This window comes from Streptomyces sp. NPDC051921 (assembly GCF_040680975.1).
Classification (GTDB): Bacteria; Actinomycetota; Actinomycetes; order Streptomycetales; family Streptomycetaceae; genus Streptomyces.
Genome location: NZ_JBFAXU010000022.1, coordinates 99,741 through 123,487, shown reverse-complemented (window position 1 = coordinate 123,487; position 23,747 = coordinate 99,741). Strand labels below are relative to the sequence as shown.

The window sequence follows — 23,747 nt, the reverse complement described above, 5'->3', positions numbered from 1 at the left end:
AGCCCCGTCCATTCGATGGACGGGGCTCTTTGCCGTCCCCGGAGATCGATAGGGTGGGAGACAACCCTTGTAGGTCCGTACGGAGACATCAGGAGCGACCATGAGCGCAGTGAACCCCGCTGGAGGCGACACCGCGGCGGGCCGCTCCTGGCCCGCCCTGCTGAACGGGCTGCTCGAAGGCCGGGACCTGTCCGCCGACGACACCGCCTGGGCGATGGACCTGATCATGCGCGGTGAGGCGACCGACGCGCAGATCGCCGGGTTCATGGTGGCCCTGCGGGCCAAGGGCGAGACGGTGGAGGAGATCACCGGTCTCGTCCGGACCATGTACGAGCACGCCAACGTGATCGAGGTGCCCGGGCCCGCCGTCGACATCGTCGGCACCGGCGGGGACGGCGCCAAGACGGTGAACATCTCCACGATGGCGTCCATCGTGGTGGCCGGCACCGGAGTGAAGGTCGTCAAGCACGGCAACCGGGCCGCCTCCTCCGCCTCCGGCTCCTCCGACGTCCTGGAGAAGCTCGGCATCAATCTGCACCTGACCCCGCAGCGGGTCGCCGAGGTCGCCGAAGAGGCCGGCATCACCATCTGCTTCGCGGTGAAGTTCCACCCCTCGCTGCGGCACGTCGCCGCCGCCCGGGGCCAGCTCGGCATCCGCACGACCTTCAACGTGCTCGGTCCGCTGACCAACCCCGCCAAGGTGCGGGCCCAGGCCGTCGGCGTCGCGGACCCGCGCATGGCGCCCATCGTGGCCGGGGTGCTCGCCGAGCGCGGCAACTCCGCCCTGGTGTTCCGCGGTGACGACGGCCTGGACGAGCTGACGACCACCTCCACCTCCCGCGTCTGGGTGGTCCGCGGCGGCACGGTGACCGAGGAGCGCTTCGACCCGCGCGACGCCGGCCTCGAACTCGTGACCCTGGAGGACCTGCGCGGCGCCGACGCCTCGTACAACGCCGACGTGGCCCGTCGCCTGCTCGCCGGCGAGACCGGACCCGTACGGGACGCGGTGCTGCTCAACGCGGCGGCGGCGCTGACCGCCCTGGAGCCGGGGGAGGGCACCCTGGTGGAGCAGCTGCGCACGGGCATGGCGAAGGCCGCGGAGTCGATCGACTCGGGCGCCGCCCGGCGGGCCCTGGAGCGGTGGGTGGCGGCCAGCAACGCCTGACGCCCATGAGAACGGAGCATGGCGACCCCGTCCCGGATGCCGGGACGGGGTTGCGTCGTCGTGATCGACTGGCATAGGTTCTGTGACAGGTCATGAGTGACAGCGACAAAGCCCCGGCTGGCTGTCCGGCAACCCTCCGTCCGTGGCGGGGTGCCCCGGGTGAAGACCAGGCCGTACGAGCAGAAGCCTGCGGCAAGCGCGGACCCCTGCGCACAACCCTGGGGTCCTTGGTCCTCTAGGGAGCAGTGTCTCGTGAGCAAGCGAATGCGCTAGGGCCCTCCGGCCCCCTTCTCCACCACCACCCGTACGCGGCACCCCTTTGCGCGCTGCCGTCGCGCGGGCCTCTTCACGCCATTTCGCGCCCTTTTTATGCCGGGAGATACCGTCATGTCCGCACGCCCGAACGCCGCCGTCGCCGCCGTCCCCGTCGCCACCGACACCGTCTCCACCACCGTCCCTTCCGCCGCCCCCGCTCCCGCCTCGGCGTCCGGCGACTCCGACCCCTGCTGCGACGCCCCGCTGCCGGTCCTCGGCCGGGACGTCACGGTCCCGCTGGTCACCGGCGGCGAGGTCGGCTACGCGGCGCTCGACTACGCGGCCAGCGCCCCGGCCCTGCAGCGCGTGTGGGACGACGTCGCCGCGTACGCGCCGTACTACGGCAGCGTCCACCGCGGCGCCGGGTACCTCTCCCAACTCTCCACCGACCTCTTCGAGAACAGCCGGACCGCCGTCGCCGAGTTCCTCGACTGCCGCCCCGGCGACCAGGTCGTCTTCACCCGCTCCACCACCGACTCGCTCAACCTGCTCGCCCAGGTGATCCCCGCCGACTGCCAGGTCTTCGTCTTCGAGACCGAGCACCACGCCTCGCTGCTGCCCTGGGGGTCCCCCCACGCCCCCGGGCGTAGGGGGAGCGACGCCCGCGTCACCCACCTCAACGCGCCGCGCACCCCGCAGCAGGCCGTCGAGACCCTCGAGCGCGCGCTCGCCGACCGCGACCCCTCCGGCCCCGCCCTGGTCTGTGTGACGGGCGCCTCCAACGTCACCGGCGAGCTCTGGCCGGTGCGCGAACTCGCCGCCGCCGCGCACGCGCACGGCGCGCGGATCGTCCTGGACGCCGCCCAGCTGGCGCCCCACCACCCCGTCTCCGTACGGGAGTCGGACGTCGACTGGGTCGCCTTCTCGGGGCACAAGCTGTACGCCCCGTTCGGCTCCGGCGTCCTCGCGGGGCGGGCCGACTGGCTCCAGGACGCCGAGCCCTACCTCGCGGGCGGTGGAGCCTCCCGCAAGGTGGCCCGCCGGGCCGACGGTGGTGTGGACGTGGAGTGGCACACCACCGCGGCCCGGCACGAGGCGGGCTCGCCCAACGTGATCGGCGTCTACGCCATCGCCTCCGCCTGCAAGGCGCTCACCGAGGCCGGCTTCGACCGGCTCGTCGCCCGCGAGCGGCACCTGATCGCGAAGGTCCGCGAAGGCCTCGCCGAGGTGCCCGCGGTGCGGGTGCTCTCCCTCTTCGGCGACGACGCCGACAGGGTCGGCGTCATCTCCTTCGTCGTGGACGGCTGGAACAGTTCCCACTTCGCCGCCGCGCTCTCCGCCGAATACGGCATCGGCGTCCGGGACGGCCTGTTCTGCGCCCACCCGCTGGTGCGCACCCTGCTCGGCAGCGACCCGCAGGACCCGGGCGAGTGCGGCGCCCCCGAGGCCGCCCCGGGGGAGCGGTCGCTGAACGCCATCCGGGTGAGCTTCGGCGCCGGTACGCCGGACGAGCACGTGGAGCGGTTCGTCGGCGCGGTCAAGGAGCTGGTACGCGACGGCGCCCGGTGGAACTACCGCACCGAGGACGGCCGCTGCGTCCCGGACCGCGGCTGAACTGTCCCTCGTACGGGTGAAGCCGGCCTCCCGTGGGGAGGCCGGCTTCGTCGACGGTGCGCGGGCCCTACGACTCCAGGCCGATGGCGAACGCCGCGTCCAGATCGTGCTGGGAGTAGGCGCGGAAGGCGACGTGGGTGTCGGTGCCCTCGACGCCCGGGATCTTGGAGATCTGGCCGGGGATGATGTCGGCCAGGTCGTCGTGGCGGCCCACCCGGACCATCGCGATCAGGTCGTAGGTGCCGGTGACCGAGAAGACCTCGCTGACGGAGTCGATCGCGGCGATCGCCTCGGCGATCTCGGGGATCCGGTCCACGCTGGTCTTGATGAGCACGATCGCGGTGATCACGGCTGGCTTTCTCCCTCGGTGGCCGCGGCTGGTGGTTTCACTCTATCCGCCCTCCCGTCACCCGCCACCGCCCCTCCGAGGAAGCGCTGCGCGAGCCCCTTCTCCCTCCCGTCACCCGCCACCGCCCCTCCGAGGAAGCGCTGCGCGAGCCCCTTCTCCCTCCCGTCACCCGCCACCGCCCTCCTGGGAAAGCGCTTCGCGAGCCCCTCTCCCTCTGTAGCGCGCCCACGCGTAGAGGAACCCGATCCCGAACCCCACCACGTGCGCCAGGTACGCGACCCCCGGCCCCGATCCCGCCGAGCGTGCCGCCAGCCACTGCAGCGCGAACCAGAAGATCAGCACGATCCAGGCCGGGAAGCGCAGCGGCAGGAAGAAGAGGAAGGGGAACAGGCTGGTGACCCGGGAGCGCGGGAAGAGGTAGAGGAAGGCGCCGAGCACCCCGGAGATGGCCCCGGACGCCCCGACCAGGGTCTGCCCGCTGTCGGCGTGCGCCGCCGCGTACCCCACCAGCGCCAGGTAGCCGCAGCCCAGGGAGAACAGGCCGAACTCGGCCGCCCCCATCCGTTCCTCCGCCATGGCCCCGAAGACGTACAGGAACAGCATGTTCCCGAGCAGGTGCAGCCAGCTGCCGTGCACGAAGAGGGCGGTCAGCGGGGTGAGCAGGGCCCGCGGATCCCCTCGCAGGAGATCCGCCGGGATCACGCCCCAGCGCTGGAAGTAGCTGCTCTGCGCCGCGAGCAGGGTGTCGCCCGTGCCGTACGCGGGATTGAGCCCCGACACCGGGCCGACGGCGAACAGCAGCACGCAGGCGGCGATGAGTCCGTACGTCACGGTCGGCCCGTTCCGGGCGCCCCGCCAGGCGCCGAGGGCCGCGTCCCGCCAGTCGATCATGGACAGATCATGGCGTACCGGTGCCCACCTGGACAGAGTGCCTCGCCGTGACACGGGAGACCCGGGAGGCCGTAGGGTTACGGGCAGTACTCCCGCAGTTCGACGGCGCACCGCGGGCCCGTAAGCCTCGTACGGAAAGAGGACGGCACGATGACGACGGTTCCCCTGCCGACCGCCGAAACCCGCTGGCGCTGCACTCTCTGCGGCAACCTGACCCGCTTCGACGTGACCCGCTCGTCCAAGGTCGTGGAGTACGTCCATCTGGACCTCGCCGGAGAGCCCAAGGTAGAGGAGCGCGAGGTGGTCAGTGAGACCATCGAGTCGGTCCGATGCCGCTGGTGCAACGCGGTGGACCAGATCGAGTTGGTGGACAGGCCCGGCGCCGCTTCCTGAGAAGCGGCCCCACGAGGGCGACGACAGGGAGAGGGGTGACGGATCGTGGAGCAGCCCGCGCACGGTGATGAGCCGGCGGGCCCGGCAGACGACGCTGCCGAGGCGCTCGACCGACCCCTGCCCGAGGCCGTCCGGCGGAAGGTCGTCGCACTGGTCGCCGACGCCTTCGGCGGCCTCACCGTCTCCGACCTGCCGGCCCCGCTGCGGCAGTACGCCCGCTTCACCGCCTCCCGGCGGGCCAAGTTCGCCGGGAACGCGATGGCGGCCGCCCTGGAGGGCGATCCGCTGTTCCGGCAGCGGATCGGCGAACGCTTCAAGGCGTCCCAGCCCGAGCTCGCCGGCGCCGTCGAGTCCGGTGCCCCGCCCGCCGCCGCCGACCCCGTCGACGTCGCCGCGGCCGCCTATGTGCTGCGCCCGGCCGGTTGGGGCAAGCTCGTGGCCGCCGCCGGCGAGGAGGCGGAGCGCGCCGACGCCGAGCGCGCCGACGAGGCGAGTCGCCGCGAGCTGGAGCGGCTGCGCGAGGAGGTCGCGGGCGCGAAGGAGCGGGGCAAGGCCGAGACCGAGCAGTTGCGGCACGACCTGGAGGTCGCCCGCAAGGAAGCGGAATCGCTTCACCGGAAGCTGCGCAGCGCCCAGAGCGACGTGAAGCGCGGCGAGGCGGCGCTCCGGCGCGTCCAGGCGGAGATCGACGCCGTGAAGGCCGACGCCGCCGCCCAGGTGTCGGCCGCCGAGAGCGAGACCCGGCGGCTCAAGTCCCGGCTCGGCGAGGTGGAGGCCGCCCTGGAGGCCAGTCGGCGGGCCGCCCGCGAGGGCCGCTCGGTGGAGGACATGCGGCTGCGGCTGCTCCTGGACACGGTGCTCGACGCCGCGCAGGGGCTGCGCCGCGAACTCGCCCTGCCCCCGGTGTCGATGCACCCGGCGGACACCGTGGACGCCGTGGAGCCCGGCCGGATGTCGCCGAAGGACATCGCGGCCCGTGCCCTGTCCGAGACCGACCCGGCGCTCCTGGACCAGCTGCTCGAACTGCCCCAGGCGCACCTGGTGGTGGACGGCTACAACGTCACCAAGACCGGCTATCCGACGATGCCGCTGGAGAAGCAGCGGCTGCGGCTGCTCGGCGGTCTGTCCGCCCTCGCGGCGCGCTCCGGCGCGGAGATCACCTGTGTCTTCGACGGGGCCGAACTGGCGGCGCCGGTGCTGCTCGCTCCGCCGCGCGGGGTGCGGGTGCTGTTCTCCAAGCCCGGCGTCACGGCCGACGAGTTGATCCGTCAGCTGGTGCGGGCGGAGCCGCCGGGGCGTCCGGTGGTGGTGGTCTCCACCGACCGCGAGGTGGCCGACGGGGTCGCCAAGTCCGGTGCGCGGCCGGTCGCGTCCGCCTTGTTGCTCAAGCGCCTTTCGCGCCTCTCGTGATGTCTCGTCACCTTGGTCTGCTTTTTCCGGCATGCCCGTTTTCTGATCCACGCAGGGTCAAGTGGCCATTGCTGCCTGTGGGATGCGCGTAAATAATGTGTTGAGCGGGCGAGATTTTGCCTGCTGGGATTTGAACTGATCACAAGATGGTCACTAGGGTCGGGCCTCGAACCTTCGCGCGGTTGATCATCCATCGGGGATGACAGCGTGGGTCCCGCCTGCCGCAGCCCGGCCGGGCGGCTCGAGGAAGAAGGAGACCGCCCGAGTGGCGTCCCACCGTCGTCCCAAGCAGCCGAGCCGCACCCGTGTGACCGTGCTCACCGCGACCGCCGCAGCCGCCGTCGCGCTCTCCGCCCAGACCGGTGCCCAGGCGGCCCCGAAGCCCAAGATCGACGAGGTCAAGTCGAAGGTCGACAAGCTGCACCACGAGGCCGAGGAGGCCACGGAGCAGTACAACCTCGCCGAGGAGCGGCGCGAGAAGCTGCAGAAGGAGATCGGCGCCCTCCAGGACAAGGTGGCCCGCGGCCAGCAGGAGCTCAACACCCTGCGCGGGCAGATCGGTTCGGTCGCCACCGCGCAGTACCGCTCCGGCGGCATCGACCCGGCGCTCCAGCTCTTCCTCTCCTCCGACCCGGACACCTACCTCGACAAGGCGTCCGCGATCGACCAGCTCGGCGCCAAGCAGGCCGACGTCCTGCAGTCCATCCAGGCCAAGCAGCGCACCCTCGCCCAGGAGCGCGCCGAGGCGACGACGAAGCTCGCCGACCTGGAGGACGTGCGCAAGACGCTCGCCGAGAAGAAGAAGAAGTTCCAGGGCAAGCTCGCCGAGGCCCAGAAGCTGCTCAACACCCTGACGGCCGCCGAGCGCGCGAAGATCCAGCAGGACGAGCAGCGCGCCAGCCGTGCCGCCGGCGACCGCGTCGACCTCGGCAACGAGGTGCCCGCCTCGCAGCGCGGCGCCGCCGCCCTCAACGCCGCCGCCACGCAGCTCGGCAAGCCGTACGTCTCCGGCGCCGAGGGCCCCAACTCCTACGACTGCTCGGGCCTGACCCAGTGGTCGTACCGCCAGGCCGGCGTCGGCATCAGCCGTACCACCTACACCCAGCAGAACGACGGCGTGAAGATCGGCCGCAGCCAGCTCAAGCCGGGCGACCTGGTCTTCTTCAACAGCCTGTCGCACGTGGGTCTGTACGCGGGCAACAACACCATCCTGCACGCCCCGAAGCCGGGCGCGGTGGTCCGCTACGAGTCCATGGACTACATGGGCACCTTCCAGTTCGGCGTCCGCATCTGACGCGGTCGTCCGACGCGACGCGCACCGTCCGACACCCCGGACACCCCCCGCGAACCGCCCTCCGAACGGGTGGTTCGTCGGATCCCGGACTGACCTGACGCCCCGCCGGTGACCTTGTGGTCTCCGGCGGGGCGTCACTTTGTGTGCCCGGCGCCTTCGTTGGACGCGGAGTGAACAGCGGCTACTGTCTGCCGCGCCAGTCCGTCGAACCGAACGGAGCGCGATCCGTGGCGTCCCACCGACGACCCGCCAGGGTCACCGTCCTCACCGCAGCCGCGGCCACCGCGGCCACGGCCCTCGGTGCCGTCCCCGCGCACGCCGACCCCGGCGCCACGGCCCAGAGCACCCGAGCCGCCGTCGACCGCCTCTTCGAGGAGGCCGAGCAGGCCACCGAGCGCTACAACCGGGCCGACGAGAAGGCGGACCAGCTGCGCAGGACGGTCTCCCAGGCGCAGGACAGCCTCGCCCGCGGCCAGGAGCGGATCAACCGCATGCGCGGCGCGCTCGGCTCGGTGGCCGGCGCCCAGTACCGCTCCGGCGGCATCGACCCGGCCCTCGCCCTGCTGCTCTCCTCCGACCCGGACAGCTACCTCGACCGGGCCTCGGTCCTCGACCGGGTCACCGCCCGCCAGGGCGCCGCCCTCGACGAACTCCGGCGCGAGCTGCGCGAGCGGGCCCAGGAGCGCGCCGAGGCGGGCACGGCGCTCGCCGAACTGGAGCGCAGCCGGGCCGAGGTGGCCCGTCACAAGCGCACCGTCGAGGGCAAGCTCGCCGAGGCACGCCGACTGCTCGCCTCGCTCTCCGCCGCCGAGCGCGCCGGCTTCGACCGCGCCTCCCGCTCCGGCCGCGAGTCCCTCGACGAGGAGCTGCCGCCGCTCGGCGACCTCGGCCCCTCGCGCGCCGCCGCCGCGGTGATCGCCGCGCGCAGCGCCATCGGCCGGCCGTACGTGTGGGGCGCCGCGGGCCCGTCCGCCTTCGACTGCTCGGGCCTGATGGTCTGGTCGTACCGGCAGGCGGGCATCGCGCTGCCCCGCACCTCCCAGGCGCAGCGGAGCGCCGGGCGCCGGATCCCGCTCTCCCAGGCGCAGCCGGGCGACCTCGTCACGTACCGCAGCGACGCCAGCCATGTGGCGATCTACGCCGGCAACGGCCAGGTCATCCACGCCCCCTACCCGGGCGCGCGGGTTCGCTACGACCCGGTCACCATGATGTCGCACGTCACCGTGACCAGGGTCTGAGGCCGCCTCCGCGGCTCCCCCCGTACGATCGGGGGCGTGGCAGGTCAGGGGAGCGGAGCGGCGCGCGGCGCCCTCGCCTGCCTGCTGACCGGACTGCTCGCCCTCGCCGGGTGCGCCGCCCCGGAGCCTGGTCGCCCGGCCTCCGCCGAGGTGCAGCGCCTGCTCGACCGGCACGCCGAGGCGCTCCTCGACCGCGACGAGGCCGGCTATCTCGCCGACCTCGATCCCGCCCTCGTCCCCGCGGCGCGCACCGAGTTCGGGCGGCTCGCGAGGATCCCGCTCGGCGGCTGGAGCTACCGCGTCACGGGCGTCGACCCGGTCGGCCAGGGGCGGGCCACCGTCGAGGCCGACCTCGGCTACCGCATCAAGGGGTACGACTCCGGTCCCGCCACCACCCGGCGCGTCCTCGACCTCGTCGAGCGGGACGGGCGCTGGTACGTCACCGGCGACCGGGCCGCCGCCGGGGCCCCGCAGCAGCTGTGGCAGCAGGGCGAGGTCACCGCCGTGACCGGCAGCCGCAGTCTGGTGCTCGGCGTGGGCCAGCGCCCGGAGCGGCTGAAGGAGATCGCGGACGCGGCGGACCGGGCGGTGCCCGCCGTCGGCGACGCCTGGCCGTCGCCCTGGGCGGGCCGGGTCGTGGTCCTGGTCCCGGCGTCCGTGGACGCGATGGGCAGACTGCTCGGCGCGCCCGCGGCCTCGTACCGGGGGATCGCCGCGGTCACCACCGGCGCGGTCGGCGGCGGCGCCGAGGCGCCCGCGGACCGGGTGATCGTCAACCCGGACGCGTACGGCGTGCTCGGCTCGTTCGGCCGGAGCTTCGTGCTCACCCACGAGACCACCCATGTCGCCACCCGGACCCAGACCACCACGGCCACCCCGGTCTGGCTCTCCGAGGGCTTCGCCGACTGGGCCGCCTACCGCGGCACCGGCCGCACCGCCGAGCAGGCCGCCCCCGAACTGGCCCGCGCGGTCCGGGCCGGCCAGGGGCCGACGGCGCTGCCGGGCGACGAGGAGTTCGCCTTCGGCGGCGACGCGGACGCGATGGCCCGGGCCTACGAGAGCGGCTGGCTGGCCTGCGCGCTGATCGCCGACCGGTGGGGGGAAGCGAAGCTGACCGCGTTCTACCGTGCCGTCGGCGCCCATCCGGGGCGCGAGGGAGCGTTGGAGAAGGCCCTCGCGGACGTCCTGGGCACCACGCCGGAGGAGTTCACCGCGCGCTGGCGGGCGTATCTGGCCGAGCGGCTCGGCGAGACCCCTTAGGGCTTAGGGCCCGCCTTCCGGATCACCGGGCTCGCGGCGTCCGCTCCGTGGGACCGGCCCCGGTCCGCCGCCCCGGCACGCCGGTCCAGGTCGGCCAGCGTCTCGGTGAGCCACGCCTTCTCCTCCGTGCCCGTGGCGCGGGCGATCCGGAGCATCCCGCGCCGGAACGGGTCGGGCTCGTCCTCGGCGCGGACGGGCGCCCCGTCCGCGTAGAAGAAGCTGGCCGGCGCCTCCAGGAAGGCCTGGCGGCGGCGGAGGACCGCGGCCTGCTCGGCCGGATCGGGGAGCAGGCCCAGGAAGGCGAGCAGGGTGAAGAAGCGCTGGCCGTCGGTGATCTCGCCGTCCTTGGGGGAGCGCAGCCGGGCGAACAGCTCCGCGCGGCCGGCGTCCGTCAGCGAGAGGGTGCGGCGCGGGGCGGCGCCCGCGCCGGGCTCCGTCTGGCTGTCGACCAGGCCGTTCCTCACCAGCCGGGTGATCGCGGGGTAGAGCGCGCCGTCGCTGACCGGGCGGACGTGGCCGCTCAGGCCCTGGATGCGCTCCTTGAGCTCGTAGCCGTGCAGCGCTCCCCCGTAGAGGAAGCCGAGGATCGACAGCTCCAGCACCGTTCCGCTCCTTCGCGCTTGTCGGGGCCCGCTCCGCATGCTATCTCTTTTCGACATACCTCGAATCGAGGTACAGCGAAACGAGGGGGATCCATGAGTGCCGTCACCATCACCGCCGCCGCGCACCGCCGCACGCTCGTCCGGCTCGCGGGGCCCGTCTACCTCGAACTCCTCGCCGGGGTCGCCGCCGGAGTCATCAACATGGTCTGGGTCGCCCGGCTCGGCGGGGACGCCGTCGCCGCCGTGGCCGTCGCCACCCACGTCGAGAACCTGCTCCTCGGCGTCGTCCTCATGGCGGCCTCCGGCACCACCGTGCTCGTCGCCCGGGCCAGAGGGGCGGACGACCCCGGCGCGCTGCGCTCCGCCGCACGGGGCGGCGCCGCCCTCTGCGCCCTGCTCGTCCCGCCCGTCGCCCTCGGCGGGTTCCTGCTGCGCGACCAGCTCGCCGCGCTGCTGCTCGGCGGCTCCGGCCACCCCGCGCACGGCCTCGCGACCGCCTACTTCGCGATCTCGCTCCCGGGCACGGCCGTGTTCTTCGCGACGACGGTCCTCGACGGCGTCCTCAAGGGCACCGGCGACACCCGCACCCCCATGCGGCTCGCCTTCCTCGCCAACGGGCTGATCCTCGTCCTCGACCCGTTCCTCGTCCACGCCCACGGAGTGGAGGGCGCCGCCGTCGCCACCGTCGTCGGACGCACCGCGGCCCTCGCCGCGGGACTGCTCGCGCTGCGTCGCAACGCGCACCTGAAGGCCGCCCGCACGGCCCGCCCGGCCGGCGGCACCGCCGCCGCCCTGCGCCGCACGGCCGCCCTCGGCCTGCCCATGTCCGTCGACTTCGTGGTCCGCATGGCCGGCGCGCTCGCCCTCGTCTCCGTCGTCGCCCGGCTCGGCGTCACCGAGATCGCCGCCTACGGCATCGCCACCAAGGCCATGTACGTCGCCACCATGTCCTTCTACGCCGTCCGCCAGGCCGCCGCCATCCACACCGCGCACCTCCTGGGCGGCGGAGACGACCGGCGCGGGGCCGTCGGACGGCAGGCCCTCGTCCTCGGCGGGCTGCTCGGGGCGGCGGCCGGCGCCCTGCTGCTGCTCGCCGCGGGGCCGGTGATGCGGGGCTTCGGCGCCGAGCCGGCCGTCGCCGCGGCGGGCGCCCTGTTCCTGCGCTGCCTCGGCCCGTACCTGCTGCTCATGGCCGGGTTCATCGCCCTCGCCGGGGTCTTCGAGGGCAGCGGCGACTCACCGAAGCTCGCCCGGATCACGGTCGCCGGGGTGCTGCTCCAGCTGCCGCTCGCGCACGCGCTCTCGGCCGCCCTCGGCCTCGCCGGGATCTGCCTCGCCATGGCCCTCGCGATGGCCGCCCAGTGCACGGCCCTCGGCGTGCTGCGCCGCCGGACCGCACGGGCCGCGGCTCAGGACGAGACCGGGACCCGGACCTTCTCCCTGTCCGCCTGAGCCGGGATCCGCACCGGGCCGGCGGCCTCGAGCCGCGGCTCCGTGACCGTCTGGCGCCACAGGATCCGGCAGGCGGAGACGGACGCGGCGACGAGCAGCCCGTTCCGCACCAGCAGCAGCGCGATGCCCAGCGGGTCGCTGTGCGAGACGTGCGAGAACCACACGGGGAACTCGAACTGCGTCACCGCCGTCGCCCACAGCACCAGATACGCGGGCCGGCGCATCCGGCTCGCCCGGTACACCAGGCACACCGCGCCGAGCCCCACGAGCCAGATCATGTACTGCGGGCTGATCACCCGGCTCGTCGTCGTGAACAGCAGGACCGCCACGAAGGCCGCGTCCGCCGTGGTCGTCGTCGTATGGCGGCGGGCCCGCAGCCGCCACACGAGCAGCCAGCCGAAGGCGGCGATCGTCAGCAGCAGCGCCGCCGTGGACACCGCGGGGACGCCCGGGCCGAGGAACTCGATCGAGCCGTAGTTCATCCGTGCCTCGCCCGGCCAGCCGAAGTGCCGGGCCACGTGGAAGACCAGGGCGCCGAGCGACTCGACCTCGGTGCCCCGGTCCCGCTGGAAGCCCAGGAAGGCCAGCGCGCCCGGCGCGGCCAGGACGCACAGCGCGAGCACGCCGGCGGCCGCGCCCACAGCCGTGGTCCAGGAGCGGAGGGTGGCCCGGCCGCGCGCGGTGCCCGCGAGCACCAGCACCGGCCAGACCTTCAGCGTCGCCCCGAACCCGGCGAGCGCGCCGAGCACGGCCGGACTGCGCAGCGCCGCGAGCAGGCCCGCCACCGCCACGGCCGTCACCATCAGGTCGTAGCGGGAGTACGCGGTCGGGCCGAGCAGCGGCACCCCCGCGAGCCACAGCCACGCCCCGCGCATCGAGCGGCTGGGGCGCCGCCCCGTGTACACGAGGAGACCGAAGACGAACGCGTCGCAGAGCAGCGCGAGCACGAAGAAGGCCGACGAGTAGCCGAGGAAGGGCATCAGGGCGGGGGCGAGGATCGCCAGCGCGGCGGCCGGCGGGTACTGCCAGGTGACGTCGTCCAGCGGATACGTGCCGGTCCTCAGGACCTCGTACCAGCCCTGGTAGATCTGCTCGACGTCGCTGGTCACGTCCGGGCCGGGAATGACCACGATCTTGAAGACGCACAGCAGTATCAGCGCCCGGGTGAGGGCCCACAGTGCTATCGGCTTGCGCAGGCCGTCGTGCGACACCGTCCCCACCGCGCCCGTCATACCTGTCCTGTTCCTGTCCTGTCGGTCCGCCGGAGCGGAGGGTGGTGGTGCCGGGCTGGAGGCGCGACCACGGTACTGTCGGCCACGATGCACAAGACCCTGATCGTAACGAACGACTTTCCGCCACGTCCCGGCGGAATCCAGGCCTTCCTGCACAACATGGCGCTGCGCCTGGATCCCGAGCGGGTCGTGGTCTACGCCTCCACGTGGAAGCGCAGCCGCGAAGGGATCGAGGCGACCGCCGCGTTCGACGCGGAACAGCCTTTCACGGTGGTCCGCGACCGCACCACCATGCTGCTGCCCACTCCTCGGGTCACCGCCCGGGCGACGGCGCTGCTGCGCGAGCACGGCTGCGAGTCGGTGTGGTTCGGCGCGGCGGCCCCGCTCGGCCTGATGGCACCCGCGCTCCGCCGGGCCGGCGCCCGGCGGCTGGTCGCCACCACGCACGGCCATGAGGCCGGCTGGGCCCAGCTGCCCGCCGCCCGGCAGCTGCTGCGGCGGATCGGCGAGGGCACGGACACCCTCACCTACCTCGGCGAGTACACCCGCTCCCGGATCGCGAGCGCCCTCAGCCCGGCCGCCGCCGCGCGGATGACGCAGCTCCCGCCCGGGGTCGACGAGAAGACCTTCCACCCGGACTCGGGTGGCGCCGAGGTGCGCGAGCGGCTCGGGCTGAGCGACCGCCCGGTCGTCGTGTGCGTCTCCCGGCTCGTGCCGCGCAAGGGCCAGGACACCCTGATCCTCGCCATGCCGGAGATCCTGCGCCGGGTGCCCGAAGCGGTCCTGCTGATCGTCGGCGGCGGCCCGTACGAGCAGGAGCTGCGCAAGCTCGCGGTCTCGACCGGGGTGGCCGGATCCGTACGGTTCACCGGCGCCGTGCCGTGGTCGGAGCTGCCCGCGCACTACGGGGCGGGCGACGTCTTCGCCATGCCCTGCCGCACCCGACGCGGCGGCCTCGACGTCGAGGGACTCGGCATCGTCTACCTGGAGGCCTCCGCGACCGGTCTCCCGGTCGTCGCGGGCGACTCGGGCGGCGCGCCCGACGCCGTCCTCGACGGCGAGACCGGCTGGGTGGTGCGCGGCGGGGTCCCCGAGGAGACCGCCGACCGGGTCGCCACCCTGCTCCTCGACCCGGAGCTGCGCGCCCGCATGGGCGAGCGCGGCCGGCGGTGGGTCGAGGAGCGCTGGCGCTGGGACCTGCTGGCCGAGCGCCTCAGGGAGCTGCTCTGAGAAGCCGCTCCGGGGCTCAGCCCGGCAGGTAGTCGGTCAGCGCGCAGCCGTCGACGAGGAGCTTCTCGTTGCGGTAGCCGTCGGGCACCTTGAAGCCCTTCTCGCAGGTAAAGAGCAGCACGTCCGACTTCAGCAGGGCCTTGGCGGTGGACTCGTCGTGCGCGACGAGCGCGAAGTCCTGGCCCAGCAGGAAGCGGGTGCCGTTTCCGCCCGCCGCGGCCCGCCGGGCGGTCTGCTGGAACTTCTCCATGTCGGAGACGGACAGCAGCGTGACGGTGTCGCGGGCGTCGTCGCCGCACACCCCGCGCTCCTTGATCGCCCAGGCCGGGTCCTTCGCCTCGGAGCCCATCGCGCCGCTGTCGCCCACACCCGTCCGCAGGTCGCTGCACATCGTGTGTGAGCCGACCAGCTTCTCGATCGCCGCCATGTCGCCGGCCTCGGGCAACCCGGCGTCCGCTCCCCAGGAGCTGCTGCACCCGGTCAGGACGACCAGGGAGGTGAGGGCCGCGCCGAGAGCGGCGGCGGTGCGCTGGAGCCGCATGACTGCCTTTCGTGTCGTGTGTGCCGTGTGTGGTCGTGTGAGGGGAATTGACCATTCCGGCCCTGACGCGCGCGAACGCCCCCGGCCGCCCGTGACACGGGCCCGCCGGGGGCGTTCCGAAGAGCCGTCAGGCCCGGTAGATCGCCTCGATCTCGTCGGCGAAGTCCTTCGCCACGACGTTGCGCTTCAGCTTCAGGGACGGGGTGATGTGCCCCGCCTCCTCCGTGAACTGCGCCGACAGGATACGGAACTTCCGCACCGACTCCGCCTTCGAGACCGCCGCGTTGCCGTCGTCCACCGCGCGCTGGACCTCCGCGATCAGGTCCGTGTCCTCGCGCAGCGAGGCCGCCGTCGAACCGGCCGGCTTGCCGTGCTCCGCCGCCCAGCGGCCGAGGAACTCCTCGTCGACGGTGACGAGCGCGCCCACGAACGGGCGTCCGTCGCCGACCACCATGCACTCGGCGACCAGCGCGTGCGCCCGGATCCGGTCCTCGATGACCGCCGGGGCGACGTTCTTGCCGCCCGCCGTCACCAGGATCTCCTTCTTGCGGCCCGTGATCGCGAGGTAGCCGTCCTCGTCCAGGGTGCCGATGTCACCGGTGTGGAACCAGCCGTCCGCCAGCGCCTCGGCCGTCGCGGCCTCGTTGTTCCAGTAGCCGGAGAAGATGTGCTCGCCGTGGAGCAGCACCTCGCCGTCGTCGGCGATCCGCACCACCGAGCCCGGCAGCGGCTGGCCGACCGTGCCGATCTTCTGCCGGTCCCACGGGTTGAACGCGGTCGCCGCGCACGACTCGGTCAGGCCGTAGCCCTCCAGGACCGTGAAGCCGATGCCGCGGAAGAAGTGGCCGAGCCGCTCGCCCAGGGGCGCGCCGCCGGAGATCGCGTACTCGCCGCGGCCGCCGAGCACCGCCCGCAGCTTGCTGAACACCAGCTTGTCGAAGACCTTGTGCTTCAGCTTCAGGCCGAAGGACGGGCCCTGCGGGGTGCTCAGCGCACGGCTGTACGCGATGGCCGTGTGCGCGGCCTTGTCGAAGATCTTGCCCTTGCCGTCGGCCTGCGCCTTCGCCCGGGCCGAGTTGTAGACCTTCTCGAAGACCCGGGGCACGCCGAGGATCAGCGTCGGCCGGAAGGCCGCGAGCTCGTCGGTGAGGTTCTTGATGTCGGGCACGCAGCCGAGCTTGATCGGCGCCATCACCGAGGCGACCTCGACGAGCCGGCCGAAGACGTGGGCCGCCGGCAGGAACAGCAGCACCGAGCACTCGCCCGTGCGGAACAGCGGCTTCAGCCGCTCGACCACGTTGCCGCACTCCGCGAAGAACGCGCGGTGGGTCAGGACACAGCCCTTGGGGCGGCCGGTGGTGCCCGAGGTGTAGACGATCGTCGCCGGGTCGTCCGCGTGCGCGATCGACATCCGGCGGTCGAGCTCCTCGTCGGAGACGTCCGCGCCCTCGGCGGTCAGCCGGGCGACGGCGTCCGCGTCGATCTGCCGGACGCCCTTCAGACCGGGCAGGTTCACCCGCACCGACTCCACCGAGGCCTCGTGCGCCGCGGTCTCGACGAGCGCCAGGGAGGCGCCCGAGTCGCCGAGGATCCACTGGATCTGCTCCGGCGAGCTGGTCTCGTACACCGGCACGGTCACCGCGCCCGCGCTCCAGATCGCGAAGTCCAGCAGCACCCACTCGTAGCGGGTACGGGACAGCAGCGCGACCCGGTCGCCCGGCTCGACGCCGGCCGCGATCAGCCCCTTCGCCGCCCCCCGGACCTCGGCGAGGAACTGCTTCGCGGTGACGTCCGTCCAGGCCCCGGCCACCTTGCGTCCCATCACGGCGACGTCTGGGTGCTGAGAGGCGTTGCGGCGGATGAGATCCGTCAGGTTGCCGTCCGTGGGGACCTCGTACAGGGCCGGAAGGCTGAACTCGCGCAAGACTGCTGCTCCTCATCGGGCGCCGGCGCCACGACTCTGTGTGACGCGCCGGTGCGGTCCATGATCGGGCAGGTGCTCTGTGTGGGGGTGAGCACGACTGTGGACTGCCCGGACGTTACCCATCAGTACACGGATCCCGATAGGGGGTTCAGGCCAGATGTTCCGTGCGTCACACATGTATGGCGTTCCTTGGCGCACAGTAGTCCACCGCTTTCCCGACTCCCAAGTAACCGCAGGTCGTACCCCCTAGGCTGACGCCATGAGGATCAACGTGGTGAGCGACGTGCACGGCAACACCGGGGCCCTCGCCCGGGCGGGGGAGGGCGCCGACGCCCTGATATGCCTCGGCGACCTGGTGCTCTTCCTCGACTACGCCGACCACAGCCGGGGCATCTTCCCCGACCTCTTCGGCGTCGAGAACGCCGACCTGATCGTCGAGCTGCGCACCGCCCGCCGCTTCGACGAGGCCCGCGACCTGGGCCGCCGCCTGTGGGGCGAGCTCGGCATCGACCGCGCGACGGCCATCGAGTCGGCCGTCCGCCGCCAGTACACGGAGATGTTCGCCGCCTTCCCCACCCCCACCTACGCCACCTACGGCAACGTCGACATCCCCGGCCTCTGGCCCGAGTACGCCCGCCCCGGCACCACCGTCCTCGACGGCGACCGGATCGAGCTCGACGGCCTCGTCTTCGGCTTCGTGGGCGGCGGCCTGCGCACCCCGATGAGGACCCCGTACGAGATCTCCGACGAGGAGTACGCCGCCAAGGTCGAGGCCCTCGGCGAGGTCGACGTCCTCTGCTCCCACATCCCGCCGGACGTCCCGGAGCTCACCTACGACACCGTCGCCCGTCGCTTCGAACGCGGCAGCCGCGCCCTCCTCGACGCCATCCACCGGGTCCGCCCCCGCTACGCCCTCTTCGGCCACGTCCACCAGCCACTGGCCCGCCGCATGCGGGTCGGCGCGACCGAGTGCGTCAACGTCGGCCACTTCGCGGCGACCGGGCGCCCGTGGAGCCTGGAGTGGTGACAGGCCCGTGACGACGGCGCGATAGCCTGCACGCAGACACGGATCGCGTCCATACGAGGAGCCCCCGCGATGGCGGAACACACCAGCTCGAGCATCACCATCGAGGCGGCCCCGGCCGAGGTCATGAGCGTCATCGCCGACTTCGCCCGCTACCCCGAGTGGACGGGTGAGGTGAAGGAGGCCGAGGTCCTGGACACCGACGCGTCCGGCCGCGCGGAGAAGGTCCGCCTGCTCCTCGACGCCGGCGCGATCAAGGACGACCACACCCTCGCCTACACCTGGACCGGCGACAACGAGGTCTCCTGGACCCTCGTCAAGTCCCAGATGCTCCGCGCCCTCGACGGCTCCTACCGCCTCGCCCCGGCGGCGGGCGGCTCCCGCACCGAGGTCACCTACCAGCTCACGGTCGACGTCAAGATCCCCATGCTCGGCATGATCAAGCGCAAGGCGGAGAAGGTCATCATCGACCGGGCCCTGGCGGGCCTGAAGAAGCGCGTCGAGTCGCCGAAGTAGCCCCACGGGTCCGCGGGCGCCCTCCGGCTCGCCGCGGCCGCGCCGCGGGCGGCCGTGTCCGGACCGGTCGCGTGGGCCCGCCCGGGGCGCCGGTACCGTCGGCGTATGCGGATCATTCTTGTGACCGGTACGGGCGGGGCCGGCCGGAGCTCTGTGGCGGCCGGGACCGCGCTCGCCGAGTCCCGCGCGGGCCGGCGGGTGCTGCTGGTGTCGGCGGACGCCGAGGAACCGGGGCCCGGGGGGCCTCAGGTGCTCGTGCCCGACGCGGCCGCGGACTTCCGGCGCGAGTTCCTCGCGCTGCAGGCACGGTCCGGAGCCGCGTTCGACCTGCTCGGGGCCGCGCCCTTCGAGGACGCCGAACTGACCGAGCTCCCCGGCAGCCGGCACTTCGCCCTGCTGCGGGCCCTGCGGGACGCCGCAGCGGGCGACTGGGACCTCGTCGTCGTCGAGCTCCCGCCCGTCCCCGACGCGCTCGCGCTGCTCGCCCTGCCCGAGCAGCTCCGCCGCTACCTGCGCCGCCTGCTGCCGCCCGAGCGCCAGGCCGCCCGCGCGCTGCGTCCGATGCTGGCCCAGCTCGCCGGCGTACCGCTGCCCGCGCAGTGGCTGTACGGGACCACCGCCCGCTGGGAGACGGAGCTGGCCGCCGTCCAGGAGGTCGTGGACTCCCCGCGCACCGCCGTCCGGCTCGTCGTCGAGCCGGGGCCCGCCGCCGTGGAGGCGCTGCGCACCGCCCGGCTCGGGCTCGCGCTGCAAGGCCTCGCGCTCGACACCGTCGTCGCCAACCGCGTGCTGCCGGCCGACTCGCCCGACCCCTGGTTCGCCGGCCTCGCCGCCGAGCAGCACCGCCACCTCGCCGCCCTCCGCGAGGCCCACCCCGAGCTGCACGAGCTGCCGCACCTGGGGCGCGCGCCCCGCGGGCCCGAGGACCTGGTCCTGCTGGCCGTACCGGAGCCCGCCGCGCCCCCCGGGGCGCCCGCCTGGACCGTCGAGGACCGCCGCGCCGAGGACGGCATCCTCGTCTGGCACGTCCCGCTGCCCGGCGCCGTCAAGGACGGGCTCTCCCTCGTCCGCCGCGGCGACGAACTCCTCCTCGCCGTCGGCCCGTTCCGCCGCGGCGTCCCGCTGCCGGCAGTGCTGCGGCGCTGCACCGTCACCGGCGCCGGCCTCGTCGACGGCGACCTGCGCATCCGCTTCACCCCGGACCCCGGACTCTGGCCCAGGAGCACTCCCTGACCCGCGCGCGAGGCGTGTACCGTCGACCGTAGAAGCCTTAAGGAGTACGCCATGAGCGATTCGGACGCCTGGGCCGATGCCTGCGCCGAGGACCTGGAGGCCGAGAAGGCCCGCCGCCGCGCCCGTCGCGGGGAGGAGCCCGGCACTCCGGCCGAGGAGTTCCGCAAGCTCTTCGAGGCCGTCGCCGACAAGCTCGGCGGCACGTTCGGCGGCTCCCTCGCCGACGGGCAGGCCGCCGCCACCGTCCAGCAGGTCGTCAACCAGGCGAAGGCCCTCGTCGAGCCCGTCATCGAGCGCAATCCGCAGGTCTTCGACCACCTGGCCGCCGCCGGCAACGAGCTCCTCGCCGCCTACCGCTCGGCCGTCCAGGGGCAGGAGGCCCGCTGGACCCGCGGCGACAGCCGGCAGGCGACCGGCGCGGACGCCGACGACCTGAAGGACAAGGACAAGGACGAGGGCGAGGACGACGGCCGGGACGACGGACCCGCGACCGGGCAGCACATCGACCTGGACTGATCAGGAGGGGCGCCCTCCTCGGGTACGGTGGGCCCTAGCGGGGCTCGACCGAAAACTGAGGGACACATGGGACTCACCATCGGCGTCGACATCGGCGGCACCAAGATCGCGGCCGGCGTGGTCGACGAGGAGGGCAACATCCTCGACACGCACACCGTGCCCACCCCGCCGACCCCCGAAGGCATCGTCGACGCCATCTGCGCGGCGGTCTCCGAGGCCGGCAAGGGGTACCAGATCGAGGCCGTCGGCATCGGAGCCGCGGGCTACGTCGACGACAAGCGCGCCACCGTCCTCTTCGCACCCAACATCGACTGGCGGCACGAGCCGCTCAAGGACAAGGTCGAGCAGCGGGTCGGTCTCCCGGTCGTCGTCGAGAACGACGCCAACGCGGCCGCCTGGGGCGAGTACCGGTTCGGTGCCGGCCAGGGCCACGAGGACGTCATCTGCATCACGCTCGGCACCGGCCTCGGCGGCGGCATCATCATCGGCAACAAGCTGCGCCGCGGCCGCTTCGGCGTGGCCGCCGAGTTCGGCCACATCCGGGTCGTCCCCGACGGCCTGCTGTGCGGCTGCGGCAGCCAGGGCTGCTGGGAGCAGTACGCCTCCGGCCGTGCCCTCGTCCGGTACGCCAAGCAGCGGGCCGCGGCCACCCCCGAGAACGCCAAGGTGCTCCTCGCCCTCGGCGACGGCACCCCCGAGGGCATCCAGGGCAAGCACGTCAGCGAGGCCGCCCGCGCGGGCGACCCGGTGGCCCGCGACTCCTTCCGCGAGCTCGCCCGCTGGGCCGGCGCCGGTCTGGCGGACCTGGCGTCGCTGTTCGACCCGTCGGCGTTCATCGTCGGCGGCGGCGTCTCGGACGAGGGCGAACTGGTCCTCGAGCCGATCCGCAAGTCCTTCCGGCGCTGGCTGATCGGCGGCCAGTGGCGTCCGCACGCCCAGGTCCTCGCCGCACAGCTCGGCAACAAGGCCGGTCTGGTCGGCGCGGCCGACCTCGCCCGCCAGGGCTGAACAGGACCGGACAAGGGCCGGGCAGGAGCTCGGCAGGATCTCGCGACGGTGCCCGTCGCGCCCTCTGGGGCGCGGCGGGCACCGCGCCTATGGTGGGCCGCATGGCGAACAGTGCGATCGGCGAGTTGCCCAACTCCCGTACCGAGCCCGACGGTTCGGCCGTCGTCCGGATCCTCTCCTACAACGTGCGCTCGATGCGTGACGACGAGGACGCCCTCGCCCGGGTGATCCGGGCCTGCGCCCCGGACCTCGTCTTCGTCCAGGAGGCGCCGCGCTTCTTCCGCTGGCGCAAGCACGCGGCGCGGCTCGCCGCCAAGAGCGAGCTCGTCGTCCTCGGCGGCGGCGCCACCGCCGCGGGACCCCTGCTGCTGTCTTCGCTGCGGGCCACCGTGGAACGCACCGAGGACGTCCTGCTGCCCCTCGCCCCGGGCCGGCACCGGCGCGGCCTCGCCACCGCCGTGGTCCGCTTCGGCGGGGCGCGGGTCGGCCTGGTCAGCTGCCACCTGAGCCTCCACGAGGAGGAGCGCCACACCCAGGCGGGCCTGCTCCTCGACCGTGTCGCCGCCCTCGGCACGCCGTACGCGATCGTGGCCGGCGACCTCAACGAGCGCCCCGGCGGCCGTAGTTGGACCCGCCTGACGAAGGAGCTCCAGGACGGCTGGGCGACGGCGCCCTGGGGCACGGAGCTCACCTGGCCGGTCACCGCCCCGGACCGCCGCATCGACGCGGTCCTGGCGACCCCGGGCGTGGAGTTCCTCGGCTGCGGCGTCCCGACGGGCCTCGACCCCGGCGACCTGAGAACGGCGACGGACCACCTGCCCGTCCTGGCGGTGGTCCGTGTCCCGGCGGAAAAGCCCCGTCCGGCGGCTGTCGACCAGCGGGCGTGACACCTCCCGGCGGCCGACTACACCACGGCGCCCCGGCCCGGGTCGTCGAAGCCGTCGTCGTCCTCGTCGTCGTGCTTCATCCGGGCCACCAGCGTCACGAAGCCGCCCAGGAAGCCGCCCACGCACAGCGTGGTCAGCCACCAGGTCATGTCCCACTGGAGCAGCACGGCGAGCAGCATCAGGACCGGGCCGCCGACCACCGCGAGCCAGGCGAACCTGGTCGTGGTGTCGGCCTCCGGCAGCGGCGGCGGCTCCGGCGGCACGAAGTGGCCCTCGTCGGCCGCCCCGGAGGACTCGTCCGGCTCGGGCAGCGCGTAGTCGCGGGGGCCGCCGCCACCCAGGGCCACGCCCGGGGCGAAGACGACGGAAGACCCCAGGGCAGGCTTGTCCGGCTCGTCACCGGGGGACCCCGGCTCCGCAGGCGGGACCTCCGGCTCCCCGCGCGGGGCTTCCGGCTTCCGGAACTTGTCCGGCTTCTCCGTCGCCGTGGGGATGTCCGCGGCCGCCGGCTTCCCCGGGGCGTCCGGAGCCGTGCGGGCATCGCGGGCCGTGCCCTCGTCGTCCTCCGGCATCTCGGGGAGCTGCAGGTCCTCCACCGGGCGGAAGGGGCGCGCACCCGGAGGGTCCGCGGGCTCCTCGCCGTAGCCGGCGACGATCGCGGCCCAGGCCGCCGCCTCGTCGATGGGCTGCGGCTCGCGCTCCCCGTCCTGCTGTTCAGCCACCGCTCGCGCTTCCCTTCTCGCTGTTCCCGACGTGCTCGCCGACGGCCTCCGGAGCGAGCCGGGTCACCAACGCCCAGCTCTCCTCGAAAATCCGCTCCGCGTCGTGGTCCAACGTCGCCACGTGGTAGCTCTGTTCCAGCAGCACCTCCTTGACGTCCGTCGAGGAGACCCGGCTGAGCACGCGGGCCGAGTCGGCCGGCGGCACCACATGGTCCTGCGGGCTGTGCAGCAGCACCAGCGGCTGCGTCACCTGCGGCAGCTCCGCGTCGACGACCTGGAAGAGGCGCCGCAGCGAGTGCGCCGCGTGCAGCGGCACCCGGTCGTAGCCCAGCTCCTCCACGCCCTCCTTGGCGATGTCGCTGGCGATGCCCTTGGCGGAGGGCACGAGGTGGCGGACGACGGGCAGCGCGTGGGCCGCGAGGCCGTGCACCTTGTTGCCCGGGTTCACGAGCACGATGCCGCTGATCGCGTCGCCGTGCTTCGCCGCGAGCCGCAGGGTCAGCGCGCCGCCCATGGACAGGCCCATGACGAAGACCCGCCGGCAGCGCGCGGTCAGGTCGCGCAGCTCGCGGTCCACCTCGGCGTACCAGTCGTGCCACGTGGTGAGCTGCATGTCCTGCCAGCGCGTGCCGTGCCCGGGCAGCAGCGGCAGAGACACCGTCAGTCCGCGCCCGGCCAGGTACTCGGCCCAGGGGCGCATCGACTGCGGGGAACCGGTGAATCCGTGACAGAGAAGGACGCCGACCTCTCCGCCCTCGTGGCGGTACGGCTCGGCTCCAGGAAGGACCGGCACGGGGTCTCCTGTTCGGGTTCGACTCCGGACCGCGCTCTCGCGGACGACCCGAAGCGGCTTCGGTAAGGGGAAGGCTTTCACCGTACGCGACCGGACCGACACCGACCAGGGCCGTTCGCACGAAGGAAAGCCGAAGCCGCGCTTCCCCACGGCGGTCCGGCCGGTCCCGCACGGGATAAGGTCGTCGTGACGGCGCAC

Annotated in this window: 23 protein-coding genes and 1 riboswitch; of the genes, 15 read left to right on the top strand and 8 right to left on the bottom strand. The window is 73.5% G+C overall.

Annotated features, from left to right (window positions below; translation table 11 throughout):
- Positions 1-100: 100 nt before the first annotated feature.
- Positions 101-1,165: an anthranilate phosphoribosyltransferase gene (gene trpD / locus AB0M16_RS27085; protein WP_365347313.1), complete on the top strand. Its 1,065-nt coding sequence runs from the start codon at positions 101-103 to the stop codon at positions 1,163-1,165.
- Positions 1,166-1,253: 88 nt separating this feature from the next.
- A riboswitch (SAM riboswitch) is annotated at positions 1,254-1,370 on the top strand.
- 182 nt (positions 1,371-1,552) lie between these two features.
- Positions 1,553-3,034: an aminotransferase class V-fold PLP-dependent enzyme gene (locus tag AB0M16_RS27080; RefSeq protein ID WP_365347311.1), complete on the top strand. Its 1,482-nt coding sequence runs from the start codon at positions 1,553-1,555 to the stop codon at positions 3,032-3,034.
- Positions 3,035-3,101: 67 nt separating this feature from the next.
- On the opposite strand, the gene AB0M16_RS27075 is transcribed toward AB0M16_RS27080, so the two are convergent.
- Positions 3,102-3,383 carry an Lrp/AsnC ligand binding domain-containing protein gene (locus AB0M16_RS27075; RefSeq protein ID WP_365347309.1) on the bottom strand — a complete coding sequence of 94 codons (282 nt, stop codon included), beginning with the start codon at positions 3,381-3,383 and terminating at the stop codon, positions 3,102-3,104.
- Between the two features lie 165 nt (positions 3,384-3,548).
- Complete coding sequence (locus AB0M16_RS27070; protein ID WP_365347307.1) at positions 3,549-4,274, bottom strand: rhomboid family intramembrane serine protease; 726 nt, start codon at positions 4,272-4,274, stop codon at positions 3,549-3,551.
- Between the two features lie 150 nt (positions 4,275-4,424).
- Here AB0M16_RS27070 and AB0M16_RS27065 point away from each other — a divergent pair, with 150 nt between their 5' ends.
- The 5 genes from AB0M16_RS27065 (at position 4,425) to AB0M16_RS27045 (ending at position 9,869) form a co-directional block, all read left to right on the top strand.
- Positions 4,425-4,667 (top strand): hypothetical protein, encoded by a 243-nt coding sequence (locus AB0M16_RS27065; RefSeq protein ID WP_128976779.1) that lies wholly within the window; start codon positions 4,425-4,427, stop codon positions 4,665-4,667.
- A gap of 45 nt (positions 4,668-4,712) precedes the next feature.
- Positions 4,713-6,077: an NYN domain-containing protein gene (locus AB0M16_RS27060; RefSeq protein ID WP_365347305.1), complete on the top strand. Its 1,365-nt coding sequence runs from the start codon at positions 4,713-4,715 to the stop codon at positions 6,075-6,077.
- Between the two features lie 265 nt (positions 6,078-6,342).
- Complete coding sequence (locus AB0M16_RS27055; protein WP_365347303.1) at positions 6,343-7,371, top strand: NlpC/P60 family protein; 1,029 nt, start codon at positions 6,343-6,345, stop codon at positions 7,369-7,371.
- A 227-nt stretch (positions 7,372-7,598) separates the two neighbouring features.
- On the top strand, positions 7,599-8,609 hold the full coding sequence (locus AB0M16_RS27050) for an NlpC/P60 family protein (RefSeq protein ID WP_365347301.1): 1,011 nt from the start codon (positions 7,599-7,601) through the stop codon (positions 8,607-8,609).
- Positions 8,610-8,645: 36 nt separating this feature from the next.
- The gene (locus tag AB0M16_RS27045) at positions 8,646-9,869 is read left to right on the top strand and encodes a hypothetical protein (protein WP_365347299.1); all 1,224 of its coding nucleotides are present in this window, start codon (positions 8,646-8,648) and stop codon (positions 9,867-9,869) included.
- Here AB0M16_RS27045 and AB0M16_RS27040 read toward each other — a convergent pair.
- A complete protein-coding gene (locus tag AB0M16_RS27040) occupies positions 9,866-10,471 on the bottom strand; it encodes a PadR family transcriptional regulator (protein ID WP_365347297.1) in 606 nt (201 codons plus the stop codon). The genes AB0M16_RS27045 and AB0M16_RS27040 overlap by 4 nt on opposite strands.
- A 93-nt stretch (positions 10,472-10,564) precedes the next feature.
- On the opposite strand from AB0M16_RS27040, the gene AB0M16_RS27035 reads away from it, so the two are divergent.
- Entirely contained in the window at positions 10,565-11,923 is a 1,359-nt protein-coding gene (locus AB0M16_RS27035; RefSeq protein WP_365347295.1) for an MATE family efflux transporter, read from the top strand.
- On the opposite strand, the gene AB0M16_RS27030 is transcribed toward AB0M16_RS27035, so the two are convergent.
- A complete protein-coding gene (locus AB0M16_RS27030; RefSeq protein ID WP_365347293.1) occupies positions 11,881-13,155 on the bottom strand; it encodes a glycosyltransferase 87 family protein in 1,275 nt (424 codons plus the stop codon). The two genes, AB0M16_RS27035 and AB0M16_RS27030, sit on opposite strands and share 43 nt — an antisense overlap.
- 87 nt (positions 13,156-13,242) lie before the next feature.
- On the opposite strand from AB0M16_RS27030, the gene AB0M16_RS27025 reads away from it, so the two are divergent.
- The gene (locus AB0M16_RS27025; protein ID WP_365347291.1) at positions 13,243-14,385 is read left to right on the top strand and encodes a glycosyltransferase family 4 protein; all 1,143 of its coding nucleotides are present in this window, start codon (positions 13,243-13,245) and stop codon (positions 14,383-14,385) included.
- A gap of 16 nt (positions 14,386-14,401) precedes the next feature.
- On the opposite strand, the gene AB0M16_RS27020 is transcribed toward AB0M16_RS27025, so the two are convergent.
- A complete protein-coding gene (locus AB0M16_RS27020) occupies positions 14,402-14,926 on the bottom strand; it encodes a hypothetical protein (protein ID WP_365347289.1) in 525 nt (174 codons plus the stop codon).
- A 127-nt stretch (positions 14,927-15,053) separates the two neighbouring features.
- Positions 15,054-16,850, bottom strand: a complete 1,797-nt coding sequence (locus tag AB0M16_RS27015) for an AMP-dependent synthetase/ligase (RefSeq protein ID WP_365347287.1) — start codon at positions 16,848-16,850, stop codon at positions 15,054-15,056.
- Positions 16,851-17,121: 271 nt separating this feature from the next.
- On the opposite strand from AB0M16_RS27015, the gene AB0M16_RS27010 reads away from it, so the two are divergent.
- From AB0M16_RS27010 to AB0M16_RS26985, 6 genes are all read left to right on the top strand, one after another.
- Entirely contained in the window at positions 17,122-17,877 is a 756-nt protein-coding gene (locus tag AB0M16_RS27010) for a metallophosphoesterase (RefSeq protein WP_365347401.1), read from the top strand.
- Between the two features lie 69 nt (positions 17,878-17,946).
- Positions 17,947-18,390 (top strand): SRPBCC family protein, encoded by a 444-nt coding sequence (locus tag AB0M16_RS27005; protein ID WP_365347285.1) that lies wholly within the window; start codon positions 17,947-17,949, stop codon positions 18,388-18,390.
- Positions 18,391-18,495: 105 nt separating this feature from the next.
- Positions 18,496-19,623, top strand: coding sequence for an ArsA-related P-loop ATPase (locus AB0M16_RS27000; RefSeq protein ID WP_365347283.1), 1,128 nt, complete (start codon positions 18,496-18,498; stop codon positions 19,621-19,623).
- Positions 19,624-19,674: 51 nt separating this feature from the next.
- Positions 19,675-20,139 (top strand): DUF5304 domain-containing protein, encoded by a 465-nt coding sequence (locus AB0M16_RS26995; RefSeq protein WP_365347281.1) that lies wholly within the window; start codon positions 19,675-19,677, stop codon positions 20,137-20,139.
- A gap of 66 nt (positions 20,140-20,205) precedes the next feature.
- A complete protein-coding gene (locus AB0M16_RS26990; RefSeq protein ID WP_365347279.1) occupies positions 20,206-21,147 on the top strand; it encodes an ROK family glucokinase in 942 nt (313 codons plus the stop codon).
- A gap of 101 nt (positions 21,148-21,248) precedes the next feature.
- Positions 21,249-22,034: an endonuclease/exonuclease/phosphatase family protein gene (locus AB0M16_RS26985; RefSeq protein ID WP_365347277.1), complete on the top strand. Its 786-nt coding sequence runs from the start codon at positions 21,249-21,251 to the stop codon at positions 22,032-22,034.
- A 17-nt stretch (positions 22,035-22,051) separates the two neighbouring features.
- Here AB0M16_RS26985 and AB0M16_RS26980 read toward each other — a convergent pair whose 3' ends face one another.
- Complete coding sequence (locus AB0M16_RS26980) at positions 22,052-22,756, bottom strand: hypothetical protein (protein WP_365347275.1); 705 nt, start codon at positions 22,754-22,756, stop codon at positions 22,052-22,054.
- Positions 22,749-23,549 carry an alpha/beta fold hydrolase gene (locus tag AB0M16_RS26975; protein WP_365347273.1) on the bottom strand — a complete coding sequence of 267 codons (801 nt, stop codon included), beginning with the start codon at positions 23,547-23,549 and terminating at the stop codon, positions 22,749-22,751. The genes AB0M16_RS26980 and AB0M16_RS26975 overlap by 8 nt, the downstream gene beginning before the upstream one ends.
- Positions 23,550-23,747 lie beyond the last annotated feature (198 nt).

Excerpts from the sequence above, each read along its gene's own strand:
- AB0M16_RS27030 (WP_365347293.1), bottom strand. The coding sequence starts at position 13,155 with ATGACGGGCGCGGTGGGGACGGTGTCGCACGACGGCCTGCGCAAGCCG.
- AB0M16_RS26990 (WP_365347279.1), top strand. The coding sequence starts at position 20,206 with ATGGGACTCACCATCGGCGTCGACATCGGCGGCACCAAGATCGCGGCC.
- AB0M16_RS27020 (WP_365347289.1), bottom strand. The coding sequence starts at position 14,926 with ATGCGGCTCCAGCGCACCGCCGCCGCTCTCGGCGCGGCCCTCACCTCC.
- AB0M16_RS27000 (WP_365347283.1), top strand. The coding sequence starts at position 18,496 with ATGCGGATCATTCTTGTGACCGGTACGGGCGGGGCCGGCCGGAGCTCT.
- AB0M16_RS26995 (WP_365347281.1), top strand. The coding sequence starts at position 19,675 with ATGAGCGATTCGGACGCCTGGGCCGATGCCTGCGCCGAGGACCTGGAG.
- AB0M16_RS27065 (WP_128976779.1), top strand. The coding sequence starts at position 4,425 with ATGACGACGGTTCCCCTGCCGACCGCCGAAACCCGCTGGCGCTGCACT.
- AB0M16_RS27035 (WP_365347295.1), top strand. The coding sequence starts at position 10,565 with ATGAGTGCCGTCACCATCACCGCCGCCGCGCACCGCCGCACGCTCGTC.
- AB0M16_RS27080 (WP_365347311.1), top strand. The coding sequence starts at position 1,553 with ATGTCCGCACGCCCGAACGCCGCCGTCGCCGCCGTCCCCGTCGCCACC.
- AB0M16_RS27025 (WP_365347291.1), top strand. The coding sequence starts at position 13,243 with ATGCACAAGACCCTGATCGTAACGAACGACTTTCCGCCACGTCCCGGC.
- AB0M16_RS27070 (WP_365347307.1), bottom strand. The coding sequence starts at position 4,274 with ATGATCGACTGGCGGGACGCGGCCCTCGGCGCCTGGCGGGGCGCCCGG.
- AB0M16_RS26985 (WP_365347277.1), top strand. The coding sequence starts at position 21,249 with ATGGCGAACAGTGCGATCGGCGAGTTGCCCAACTCCCGTACCGAGCCC.
- trpD (WP_365347313.1), top strand. The coding sequence starts at position 101 with ATGAGCGCAGTGAACCCCGCTGGAGGCGACACCGCGGCGGGCCGCTCC.
- AB0M16_RS27005 (WP_365347285.1), top strand. The coding sequence starts at position 17,947 with ATGGCGGAACACACCAGCTCGAGCATCACCATCGAGGCGGCCCCGGCC.